The sequence below is a fragment of the Hyphomicrobium sp. genome, assembly GCF_035572195.1.
GTDB lineage: Bacteria > Pseudomonadota > Alphaproteobacteria > Rhizobiales > Hyphomicrobiaceae > Hyphomicrobium_B.
The window spans coordinates 16,105-27,290 of sequence record NZ_DATNBA010000075.1; the positions used below are offsets into that span (position 1 = coordinate 16,105).

The 11,186-nt window shown below is 59.5% G+C and carries 13 protein-coding genes; 6 read left to right on the forward strand and 7 right to left on the reverse strand.

The window, feature by feature from the left end; translation table 11 throughout:
• Window positions 1-21 precede the first annotated feature (21 nt).
• From dapB to VN623_RS06860, 3 genes are read left to right on the forward strand one after another with little or no spacing between them, the layout of a single operon-like run.
• Window positions 22-819 carry a 4-hydroxy-tetrahydrodipicolinate reductase gene (dapB, locus tag VN623_RS06850; RefSeq protein ID WP_325569443.1) on the forward strand — a complete coding sequence of 266 codons (798 nt, stop codon included), beginning with the start codon at window positions 22-24 and terminating at the stop codon, window positions 817-819.
• 53 nt (window positions 820-872) lie between these two features.
• Window positions 873-1,535: a 2,3-bisphosphoglycerate-dependent phosphoglycerate mutase gene (locus VN623_RS06855; protein WP_325569465.1), complete on the forward strand. Its 663-nt coding sequence runs from the start codon at window positions 873-875 to the stop codon at window positions 1,533-1,535.
• Window positions 1,536-1,573: 38 nt separating this feature from the next.
• Entirely contained in the window at window positions 1,574-2,170 is a 597-nt protein-coding gene (locus tag VN623_RS06860; RefSeq protein WP_325569445.1) for a DUF4337 domain-containing protein, read from the forward strand.
• Between the two features lie 10 nt (window positions 2,171-2,180).
• Here VN623_RS06860 and VN623_RS06865 read toward each other — a convergent pair whose 3' ends face one another.
• Window positions 2,181-3,185, reverse strand: coding sequence for a M23 family metallopeptidase (locus VN623_RS06865; protein WP_325569447.1), 1,005 nt, complete (start codon window positions 3,183-3,185; stop codon window positions 2,181-2,183).
• Window positions 3,186-3,303: 118 nt separating this feature from the next.
• Here VN623_RS06865 and leuB point away from each other — a divergent pair, with 118 nt between their 5' ends.
• Window positions 3,304-4,419: a 3-isopropylmalate dehydrogenase gene (gene leuB, locus VN623_RS06870; RefSeq protein WP_325569449.1), complete on the forward strand. Its 1,116-nt coding sequence runs from the start codon at window positions 3,304-3,306 to the stop codon at window positions 4,417-4,419.
• A 17-nt stretch (window positions 4,420-4,436) separates the two neighbouring features.
• Here leuB and VN623_RS06875 read toward each other — a convergent pair whose 3' ends face one another.
• Window positions 4,437-4,883 carry a hypothetical protein gene (locus tag VN623_RS06875; protein ID WP_325569467.1) on the reverse strand — a complete coding sequence of 149 codons (447 nt, stop codon included), beginning with the start codon at window positions 4,881-4,883 and terminating at the stop codon, window positions 4,437-4,439.
• Window positions 4,884-5,013: 130 nt separating this feature from the next.
• Between VN623_RS06875 and VN623_RS06880 the strand changes: the two genes are divergently transcribed.
• Together VN623_RS06880 and VN623_RS06885 are read left to right on the forward strand one after the other, a co-directional pair.
• The gene (locus tag VN623_RS06880; protein WP_325569451.1) at window positions 5,014-5,496 is read left to right on the forward strand and encodes a DUF4174 domain-containing protein; all 483 of its coding nucleotides are present in this window, start codon (window positions 5,014-5,016) and stop codon (window positions 5,494-5,496) included.
• 144 nt (window positions 5,497-5,640) lie between these two features.
• The gene (locus VN623_RS06885; protein ID WP_325569469.1) at window positions 5,641-6,669 is read left to right on the forward strand and encodes an aspartate-semialdehyde dehydrogenase; all 1,029 of its coding nucleotides are present in this window, start codon (window positions 5,641-5,643) and stop codon (window positions 6,667-6,669) included.
• 71 nt (window positions 6,670-6,740) lie between these two features.
• On the opposite strand, the gene VN623_RS06890 is transcribed toward VN623_RS06885, so the two are convergent.
• The 5 genes from VN623_RS06890 to mtaB form a co-directional block, all read right to left on the reverse strand.
• Window positions 6,741-7,205 (reverse strand): MarR family winged helix-turn-helix transcriptional regulator, encoded by a 465-nt coding sequence (locus VN623_RS06890; RefSeq protein WP_325569453.1) that lies wholly within the window; start codon window positions 7,203-7,205, stop codon window positions 6,741-6,743.
• Between the two features lie 203 nt (window positions 7,206-7,408).
• Window positions 7,409-8,014 (reverse strand): septation protein A, encoded by a 606-nt coding sequence (locus VN623_RS06895; protein WP_325569455.1) that lies wholly within the window; start codon window positions 8,012-8,014, stop codon window positions 7,409-7,411.
• Window positions 8,015-8,018: 4 nt separating this feature from the next.
• A complete protein-coding gene (locus VN623_RS06900) occupies window positions 8,019-8,684 on the reverse strand; it encodes an inner membrane-spanning protein YciB (protein ID WP_325569457.1) in 666 nt (221 codons plus the stop codon).
• Between the two features lie 21 nt (window positions 8,685-8,705).
• Window positions 8,706-9,737, reverse strand: coding sequence for a signal recognition particle-docking protein FtsY (gene ftsY, locus VN623_RS06905; RefSeq protein ID WP_325569459.1), 1,032 nt, complete (start codon window positions 9,735-9,737; stop codon window positions 8,706-8,708).
• Window positions 9,734-10,996: a tRNA (N(6)-L-threonylcarbamoyladenosine(37)-C(2))-methylthiotransferase MtaB gene (gene mtaB, locus VN623_RS06910; RefSeq protein WP_325569461.1), complete on the reverse strand. Its 1,263-nt coding sequence runs from the start codon at window positions 10,994-10,996 to the stop codon at window positions 9,734-9,736. The genes ftsY and mtaB overlap by 4 nt, the downstream gene beginning before the upstream one ends.
• Window positions 10,997-11,186: the final 190 nt, after the last annotated feature.

Consider the following 11,186-nt stretch of genomic DNA (forward strand, 5'->3'; position numbering starts at 1 on the left):
TCTCGAACACCGGGAGAAGACATGAAGATCGCCGTCATGGGCGCGGCCGGCCGCATGGGCCGCGAACTGGTTCGCGCGATCGCGGCGCAACCCGGTTGTTCGGTGAGTGGCGCTACCGAGACTGCTGGATCGTCCATGCTCGGCAAGGATATCGGCGAACTCGCGGGCCTTGAACGGCTTGGCATTCCGGTAACGAGCGATGCCGCTTCCGTTATTGCAGCAGCCGACGCCATCGTTGATTTCACAGTTCCAAAGGCGAGCATGGAATTCGCGCGTCTGGCGGCGAAGTCAGGCACCGCGCACATTATCGGCACGACCGGCTTCGATGCGGCGTCGGAAGCCGCAATTGCCGAAGCCGCCAAGAAGACGGCGATCGTCAAGGCGGGCAACATGAGCCTCGGCGTCAACCTGCTCGTCGCCCTGACCAAACAGGTTGCGGCCGCACTCGGGAACGACTTCGATATCGAGATCGTTGAAATGCATCACCGGATGAAGGTCGATGCGCCCTCGGGCACGGCCTTGATGCTTGGTGATGCGGCAGCGTCCGGACGCAAGATAGCGCTTGCCGACCACTCCGTTCGGGCTCGCGATGGCCATACCGGTCCGCGCAAGCTTGGCGACATTGGATTTGCTACACTTCGCGGCGGCAGCGTCGTCGGCGATCATACGGTCATATTTGCGGGCGAAGGAGAGCGCATTGAGTTGACGCATCGTGCTGCCGACCGTGGCATTTTCGCGCGAGGCGCCGTCAAGGCGGCGTTATGGGCAAAAGGCCGCGCACCCGGACTCTACGCCATGACCGACGTGCTCGGTATCTGAATGATGACGCCTTCACGAGCTCCCGGAGACACCTCACCGACATGACCGACGCGATGACCGATAACATCCTCGTTCTTGTGCGCCACGGAGAGAGCGAGTGGAATCGGCTGAACCTTTTCACCGGCTGGCGTAACCCCGACCTGACGGATAAGGGGCTGATCGAAGCCCGCGTCGCCGGCCGCATGATCCGCGATCATCGCGTCAAATTCGATATTGCGTTCACGAGTGTCCTGAAGCGGGCGCAGCGCACCTTGGACATCATCCTTTCCGAATTGAACCAGCCGGATGTGCCGATCATCCGCGACCAGGCGCTGAATGAGCGCGACTACGGCGAACTTTCCGGTCTCAACAAGGACGAGGCGCGCCATAAATGGGGCGAAGCGCAGGTACAGCTCTGGAGGCGGTCGTATGACATCGCGCCTCCCGGCGGCGAAAGCCTCAAGGACACGCTGGCTCGAGTTAAGCCTTATTACGATCGGAGAATTTGGCCCCAGATCACTCAAAGCAAGAACGTCATTATCGCCGCCCACGGCAACTCGTTGCGCGCCCTGGTCATGATCCTCGAGGGTCTGTCAGGCGACGAAATTCTGCAACGTGAGCTTGCAACCGGCGCCCCGATTTTGTACCGGCTTGGCGCCGACGGCCGCGCCATCGATCGCAAGGATCTGCTGCCGGCGCGCTCTCTCGCGGCAGCGCCTGAGGATCGTATCATCTGATCAGTTGTTGGTGAGCACCAGCCGGGGGGCATCTGAGCATGGCATGGGAGGAACTGAGCCGCGACGCGGATAGTGAAAATGCCAGGAGCCGCGACAAACTCATCGGCGTCTACATCGGCATCCTCGCCGTGGTCCTCGCGGTTTGCAGTCTCGGCGGCAGCAACGCTGATCAGGACGCGACACAGCAAAGCATCGCAGCCTCAAATGTGTGGGCCTTCTTCCAGGCAAAGAATGACCGGCGACAAGCCTTGAGACTGCATGCCGACGAATTCGAGCTGATGCTCAAGACCAACCCGGCGATGCCCGATGACGTCAAGACGTTGATCGAGTCGAAAATCGCCGACTACAAAGATCAGGACCAAAAGCTTACCAGCGACGCTGAGCGCGGCGAAGGCCTCGACCAGCTATTCGCGAAAGGCAAGGACCTCGAAGGGCAGCGCGACGAAGCGCTAAGGCGCGGACCTTATTTCGACTACGGTCAGGCCCTGCTGCAGATCGCGATCGTACTTGCGTCCGTTGCCATCATCTCGGGAGGCAACCTGCTTCTGGTCGTCAGCCTGGTGCTCGGCGGTCTCGGCGCAGTTGCAACGGTCGGCGGATTTACGCTTCTGTTTCCGCTGCCGTTCGCTGGCTGACGCCGGCCGATCACTTCAAGTCGAACGCAACAACATTTGTCGCGATAACGCCGTTGTCGCGCACCAATTCAACGCGCCCGTCATAATGCCCGGCCGGCCACGGCTTGTCGCCACGCCGCTTGCCGGCAAAAGCGACGTAGGTCGCCTTGCTGCGATCGAGCGCGGCAGCGGTTTCGTCGAAAAGTTTGCCTTCGGGTCCGGTTGCGGCGAAGTGAATTTGGTCGCCTTTGAGCAGGTTGATGAAGCGGCCGTAGAGCAGCAGCGCCGGCGAAAGTGGCGTCAGTGCTGCGACATCGCGATGGTCGATTTCGAGCTTGTTGAAATCCGGCGGCGCTCCGGTGAAGCCGGCCGTGATCATCTCGCCGCCTCTGTAGGGGAAGGCGGCAGCGGCGGCAGGCTCCCAAAGCCCGGGACCTGTAGCACCGTTATTGCACGCTCCGTCGATACTGTCGGGTAGGAACGGATCGACGATCTTGCCATCGTGTCTGACTGATAAATGCACGTGCGCAAAGTCGGCCATGCCGGAGAAGCCGACATCGCCCAGCCGGTCGCCGCGCTTTATCGCCTGCCCTTTCGCGACGCGCACGCTGCCGCGTTTGAGGTGGCAATATTGCGTTTCCCAGCCACCTCCGTGATCGATGATGACGCCGTTTCCGCACTCACGCCCGGCCACCTCCTCGGGTTTTGCTTTCTTGAAAAAAATGTCCTCAACGCCGTCGCGCGTGTTTTTCACGGTCCCGTCGGCAGCGGCCAGAACAGGTACCTGTGATTTCGCTGCCTCAGCCGACAGGATACGGAAATCGACGCCACTGTGCTTATCGTACGTCGCCCGCCCGCACGCGTAATCGCGCACGCCCGGACCCGGATCGAGGTCGACATAATTCTGGATGAAGCACGTTTTGTGCGGCTCGCAGGCAATGGGGAGAGAAAGCTGAGGGCGGTCTTCGGCAAGCGTTGGTTGGGCGAACAGGACGCCAAGCATCAGAGCGATCGGCCACAGCGCTCCCGTCCTCATCGCACCCTCTGCGCTAAAGTGCCTTTTTGCCGTCAGACGCTTGCCCGGCGGCGGCCGGGACGTTAGCACTCCCCGCAATCGATTTCGCCCTCTTGACACGCCGAAGGACCGTCAACCCATGACCACGCACACGCTTCTGCTTCTTCCCGGCGACGGTATTGGCGTCGAGACGATTGCCGAGGTTGAGCGTCTCATCGCCTTCTTCAATGCCAAGAGCAACGCCATCAAATTTGAGGTCGATCGCGATCTGGTGGGCGGATCGGCCTATGACGCGCACGGCGTCGCAATCACCGACGCGGCGATGGCAAAGGCGCAGAAGGCCGATGCCGTGATGTTCGGCGCCGTCGGCGGGTCGAAGTGGGATAAGGTCGCCTATCAGCACCGTCCCGAAGCGGGCCTGCTGCGGCTCCGGAAAGACCTCGACCTTTTCGCCAATCTCCGCCCGGCCATCTGCTATCCGGCGCTCGCCGACGCGTCGAGCCTGAAGCGCGAACTCGTCGAAGGCCTCGACATCATGATCGTGCGCGAGCTGACGGGTGGTGTTTATTTCGGCGAGCCGAAGGAAATCGTGACGCTCGAAAATGGCGAACGCCGCGCCGTCGATACGCAGGTTTACACCACGCACGAAATCGAGCGCATCGCCAAGGTTGCCTTCGATCTGGCGCGCAAGCGCGGCAACAAGGTCCATTCCGCCGAAAAGAACAACGTCATGAGGACAGGCGTGCTGTGGAAGCAGGTCGTAACCGAAGTCCACAAGTCTTACGCTCCGGACGTCAAGCTCGAGCACATTCTGGCCGATAACTGCGCAATGCAGCTGATCCGCAACCCGAAACAGTTCGACGTCATCGTGACCGACAATCTCTTCGGTGACGTTCTTTCCGATGAAGCTGCGATGATGACGGGTTCGCTCGGCATGCTGCCGTCCGCCTCACTCGGCGCACCCGATCAGAAGACCGGCCGGCGCAAGGCGCTTTACGAACCTGTGCACGGCTCGGCTCCGGATATTGCCGGCAAAGGCCTGGCCAACCCGATCGCGACGATCGCGTCGTTTGCGATGGCGCTGCGCTATTCCTTCGACAGAACGCAGGAAGCCGATCTCGTCGACAAGGCCATCGCACGCGTCCTCGACAAGGGCCTGCGCACCGGCGACATCATGCAGTCGGGCATGCAGCAGGTCGGAACGAGCGAAATGGGCCGTGCCATCGAGGCGGAACTCAAAACGCTCGCGGCGTAATCGTCTGCCACACCCGGTTAGACGCTCGGCTGATCCTTGCAGGAACTCGATTGGCCTTGCACGGCGCCACGCGCCGTCCAGCGCGGAATTCCGTCGCGCGGTCCGGGCGCCGCGTCTTCGGTCCGCGACACGAAATAGAATTCATAACAGTTCGGCGCCACGCGAGCGACCCGGTAGCAGCCTCCCGACGTGTCGCCATCGTAGATCGTGCACAGCGTGCCCTCGGTGATAGACCAGTGACCGCCCAACGTGCGGCTGTGCTCCGTGTAGGTCAGGTGGCCGTCGTGATCGTAGCGTTCGGTGAACGCCTTGCCGCTCGCGTAGCGGCCGTCGATGGTCGCGCCGCCGAAACGTTCGGCGAGCTCAGTGCCGTCCAGCCAGGCGCGTGCCGCAGGCGACGGCGTTCCAAACGTCAGGACGACCGCTGCGGCCAAACCCGATAGGAGCGCCGGCAAGGCTTTCATGTGCAGCAAGAGGACGCTCCTTTCCCTTTTAAACACCTAAAAAAAGCTGCTCACGCAATTGTGACATCTAAGTGCTCCGCAATGCGTTTTTGATAGCGAGCGGGGTGAGGTCAACGACGGTTGTCATGACATGAGACCTACCGTTAATAAATCGATCCGGCCACGACCCACGTCCACCGGCCAGCCTCTCGGATTAACGCTCGGCCTGGCGGCGATGCTGTTGGCGGCGATGAGCTTGTTCACACCCTCCGTGTCGGCTCCTAAACTTAAGCACCGTTCGCTCATCATATTTGCCCCCGATACATCGAGCACCGATCTCTCCAAGCAGAAGGAGGTTGTGGCTCAGGTGCGGGACGGCCTTCAACAGCGCGATATCGTCGTCGTCTATGTTATCGGCCAGGACATTTCCGCCGAGCTTGGCCCCGAGCCTACGGCGATACCTGTGAAGCTTCGATCGCACTTCAAAGTCCCTAGAGACGATTTCAGGGTTGTGCTGATCGGCAAGGATAGCCAAACAGAAATGCTGTCAGATGTGCCCGTCACGGCCGATCAGCTTTTCCAAACGATCGATGCCACGCCGGGGCGCCAGGATGGAGTTAAGCCGCCGGGCTGAGTTGTCGCAGCTGAAATGGCAAAATGCTTCGGAGAGGTCTATCTCCTTGAATCCCGCTGCCCGCTTGCGTAAGTGATCGCGCTTGAACAGAAACGAAGCGGGCTTATGATTACCGCTCCGTCCGCCGAACCTCAGGGACATATCATGGGCTACAAAGTCGCCGTCGTCGGCGCCACCGGCAACGTCGGCCGCGAGATGCTGAACGTGCTCGCCGAGCGCAACTTTCCGGTCAGCGATCTTTACGCGCTGGCCTCGCGCCGCTCCGTTGGCACAGACGTCTCGTTCGGCGACAAGATCGTGAAATGCCGCGACCTCGAAACGTTCGACTTCAAAGGGATCGATTTTTGCCTGATGTCGGCGGGCTCCGATATTTCCAAGGAATGGTCGCCGCGCATCGGCGCCCAAGGCACGATCGTCATCGATAATTCGTCGGCTTGGCGCTACGACCAGGACGTGCCGCTTATCGTGCCCGAAGTGAATGGCGACGCGATCCGCGGCTTTACCAAAAAGAACATCATCGCCAATCCGAACTGCTCGACGGCGCAGCTAGTCATAACCTTGAAGCCCCTGCACGATGTCGCCAAGATCAAGCGTGTCGTTGTCTCGACCTATCAGTCCGTTTCGGGCGCCGGCAAGGATGCGATGGACGAGCTTTGGCATCAGACCAAGGGCAAGTATGTGCCGGGTCAGGAGATGGAGCCGAAGAAGTTTCCGAAGCAGATCGCCTTCAATTGCATTCCTCACATCGACGTCTTCATGGAGGACGGATACACGAAAGAGGAATGGAAAATGCTGGTCGAGACCAAGAAGATCCTCGATCCGAAGATCAAGCTAACGGCAACCTGCGTGCGCGTGCCGGTGTTCGTCGGCCACTCGGAATCTGTGACCATCGAGTTCGAGAACCCGATCAGCCCCGAGGAAGCGCGCGAAATTCTGCGCGCCGCGCCGGGCGTCGAGGTCATCGATAAGCGCGAGCCGGGCGGCTACATGACGCCGGTTGAAGCCGCTGGCGAATTCTCGACTTTCGTGTCGCGCATTCGCGAGGACAGCACCGTCGAAAACGGGCTCGCAATGTGGATCGTCTCCGACAATCTGCTCAAAGGCGCCGCGCTCAATGCCGTGCAGATCGCAGAGACACTGATTCATCAGAGGCTCGTGCCCAAGGCTGCGTGATCGCCGATCGTCCTGCCGCTGGCGGCCTAATCCGATGCCACTCCGGCAATTCGGGAACTCGGACTGAACGCTCAGCCTTGATCTTTTTCTTTGAGGCGGCTCAGCACCCGCACGATCGCGTTGAGGTCACCGAGGAAGCGATCCCGCTGCCCCGCCGGGAGGCTCGCCAGAATGCGATCGTCGACACGGCGTGCCATCGGATCATGCGATTTGAGAATCTTGGCGCCCTCGTCCGTCAACTTGACGGCGTAGGCCCGAGCATCGTCTCGCGTCCGGCGGCGTTGCAGCATGCCCTTTTTGAGCATGCGACGCACGACGTCGGCGAGTGTCGAACGGTCTATGCCGGTTCGCTCGACGAGTTGCGTCTGGTTCAAACCCTCATTCAGCGAAACCGTCAGCAGCACGGCGTACTGCCGGGGCGTCAAGTCATCGGCCCCAAGTTCGGTCTGAAATAGATCGGCCGCGCATTGACCCGCCCGGTGCAGCAAGTGCAGTGGCGATCGCTCCAATCGGTTGTTTGCAGGTTCTTTAGCCATTCCGTTTCCCAACGTATTTCGACCGGACTTACAATCTGGGCAGCCACGGCGCTAGGCCGCGGGCCGCGACACGTAATTAACCGCTTAGTTATATTTTCTTGTTCCGCCAGGAAGCAAGCTTGACGACTTTTCGTCCAGCAATGGCCGAGGCTCTGAAGGCGAATGCAGGCTACCGCCTACGATGAGTGCGCAAACTTGTGACATTACCCTTGCTCGGAAGTCGAAATCTCGTGCTTTTTCAAAAGGCCTATCTGTGCTAGCGCAAACACGAACGTTATCGGCATAATTCCGAAAACTTTGAACGCGACCCACGTATCCGTTGAAAAACTTCTCCAGACAAATTCATTGAGAAAGGCAAGGAACACAAAGAACAAGGCCCAGCGCAACGTCAGGACGCGCCAGCCTTCTTCCGAAAGATGCATCACGTCTCCGAAGACGATTTTCAGAAACAACCGCCCACTAAGTAATCCCCCAAACAGGATTGTTGCAAAAAGGCCGTTCACGATCGTCGGCTTGATCTTGATAAAATGGTCGTCCTGCATCCAGAGAGTCAGCCCGCCGAACACCAGCACGAAGACGCCCGTTATCAGCGGCATCGTCGCTATACGCCCTAGCACGGTCCGAGACACGATGAGAGCAACGACCGTCGCAACCATGAACGCGGCGGTGCCGGCAAAGATACCGTAACGGCTGTTGCCGATGAAGAATACCAGGAGCGGCCCGAACTCCACCGCCAGCTTGATCGCCTGTTTACGGTCGAACCCGGGATTGCCAACGCCGGCTTCAGATAATTCCTTTTGGTCGGACATTGGCTCAGCTCTCGTTGGCCCGGTCGGGAATTCGATGCTTCTGCATCAGCCGTGACAAGACCCAAGCATAGAGACCCGAGATGGGCAGCACGATCGCGATCTTGAAAAGAATCCAGACGTTCACGCCGTTCATTTCCTGTCCGAAAATGTAATAGAGTTGCTCGTCCTGGAACGTCCGGCGGACATATTCGTTGGCGACGGCCGTCAGAAAAAAGAAAAGCGCGAAGCTCCAGGTGAACTTGTTCCAGCCTTCGTCGGTGTAATGAAAGGTCTTCTCGAAGACGTGCTTGAAGAAGTTTTTCTTCAGCCACAAACCCGAGATCAGGAAGACGCCGAACAGCGTGTTGAAGATCGTCACCTTGATCTGCACCCACATCGGGTCATTGGTGATCAGCGTCAGGGCGCCGAAAATAATAGTGACCGACGAGGCGATCAACGGAAATACCGGCGGCCGGTGAAACACGTAGAACATCACGGCGATCGCGATGATCGTGGTGACGATCAGCGCCCACGTCCCATCATTGATGCCCCAAAAAGCATTGACGATGAACATCGTGACGAGAGGGCCGAATTCGCTGAGAATGTTGATCGTCTGCTCGGCATTGAAAGGATAAAAACTCCTTCGTGCGGACATCAGCGGTGCATTCCTAATGTTTGCGTCTTGCGTCATTTGACCTCTTTATCGATCTCGTTAAACCCCGGCGATCGCGTGAGCGAAATCCGAGGCGGCGAAAGACTGCAAATCATCAGCTCCCTCTCCCACCCCAACAGCGTGAATGGGAAGGTCGAACTTTTCGGCAATTGCGACCAGGATGCCGCCGCGCGCCGTGCCATCCAGCTTCGTCATTACCAGACCCGTGACGCCCGCGCGCTCGCGGAAAACCTCAACCTGCTGCAGGGCGTTCTGTCCGGTAGTTGCGTCGAGCACGAGTATCACGTCATGTGGGGACGATGGGTCCAGCTTTTTCAGGACACGTATGACTTTTTCAAGCTCTTCCATCAGAACCTGTTTGTTTTGTAATCGCCCTGCCGTGTCGAGCAAAAGAACATCGGCACCAGTCACTTGCGCCTGTTTCAAAGCGTCATAGGCCAGTCCCGACGCGTCTTCTCCGACGTTACGCGCGACAACAGGACACCCCGTCCGCTCACCCCATACCTTGAGCTGATCGATTGCCGCAGCACGAAACGTATCACCCGCCGCGAGCACAACCGACTTGCCTTCCGCTTTGAACTTTGCAGCCAGCTTGCCGATCGTCGTGGTTTTGCCGGTGCCGTTGACGCCGACCATCATGATGACGTGCGGCTTTTTTTGCGGATCGATGACGAGCGGCCGGGCGACGGGCGCCAGCACGCGCTCAACCTCGGTGGCCAGTACCGCGCGGACATCTCCTGCCGAGATGCCTTTCTCGAAACGGCCCTTGGCGATGGCGTCGGTAATACGCCCCGTCGTCGCAATCCCGAGATCCGACTGGATGAGAAGATCCTCGAGATCGTCCAGCGTCGCCGCGTCGAGCTTGCGTTTCGAGATAAGGTCTGTGATTCCGCTAGACAGTTTCGACGACGTCTTGCCGAGGCCGGACTTGAGTCGTTGAAACCAGCCTTGCGTTTGAGGCGCTGCCGCGGCTGTTGGCGTCTCCGGCTTCGGGTCCTTATCGTGCGTCGGTTGCGAACCGCCCAAAAGCCGCCCGAATAGTCCTTTGCCTTTTTCGCGTGGATCGCTCACGCGCAGACCTCGCCGATCAGCCGCGTCGGCCCGGCGCGCATGATGCGCGTGTGGACGATCGCACCGGCGGGATAGGGACGTGCACCCACCATCGCAACTTCCGCGAATTGCGGCGTGCGGCCGTTGCCATCCCTTTCAACGAGAACGTCGGCGACGCGGCCTTGCTGGCTGTCGAGGTAGGTCGCGAGAACCGCGCTACCTTTTTCGCGAAGCTTTGCTGCGCGCTCTTTGACGACAGCGCCCGGCACCTGCGGCATGCGGGTGGCCGGCGTGCCGCGTCTGGCAGAAAACGGAAATACGTGCAGATACGTCAGCCCACAGGCGTCGACGATGCTTCGCGAGTTCTCGAACATGTCGTCCGTCTCAGTTGGAAATCCAGCGATCAGATCGGCGCCGAATACCACGTCTGGACGAAGCTTACGCGCCCGCTGGCAAAACGCCACGGCATCGGCACGGCTGTGACGCCGTTTCATGCGCTTCAACGTCATATCGTCGCCCGACTGCATCGAGAGGTGCAAGTGTGGCATCAGGCGTTCTTCATCAGCCAGTGCGATCATCAAGTCGGCATCGGCCTCCACCTGGTCGATCGAAGAAAGCCGCAAACGCGCAAGATCTGGCACGTGCTTTAGAACTTGCCTGACGAGCTTGCCGAGCGTCACAGGGCCCGGCAAATCGCGCCCGTAAGACGTGATATCGACGCCCGTCAGCACGATTTCCGCATGGCCCTTTTCGACGAGATGGCGGACTTGCGTGACGACATCTCCGGCGGGCACCGAGCGTGACGGACCGCGCCCGAATGGAATGATGCAGAACGTGCAGCGATGATCGCAACCGTTTTGAATCTGTACGTAGGCGCGCGTCTGCGAGTCAAAGCCGTCGATCATGTGCGGCGCGCATTCGCGCACGCTCATGATGTCATTCACCTGCACACGCTCGCTCGACGACGTGGAAAAACCTTCATACGTCTGGCCGCGCATTTTTTCCGCGTTGCCGATGACGTGATCGACCTCCGGCATATCTACAAAGCGCTCGGGTTCGATCTGCGCCGCGCAACCCGTCACGATGATGCGAGCCTCAGGCTTGTCGCGGCGAAGTCTTCTGATCGTCTGCGCGGCTTGACGTACGGCTTCGCCGGTTACGGCGCAGGTATTGACGATGACCGCATCCTGCAACCCGGCGTCTTCGGCGTGACGGCGCATAACCTCGGACTCAAACGCGTTGAGCCTGCAGCCTAGTGTTATGACCACGGGGTCCGACATAAACGTCTTTCGCATTTGAAGAGTAACGCCCGGCATAACCGAGTTTAACACGCCGCACTAGACTGACACTTTGACCAACTTCGAGAAATCGATAACGCCTTCGTATTCGAACTCGACGGGTCCAGTCATGTGAATGTGATTGTCCGGCAACCATTCGACGTGAAGCGTTCCGCCGGGCAGCGTGACGTCG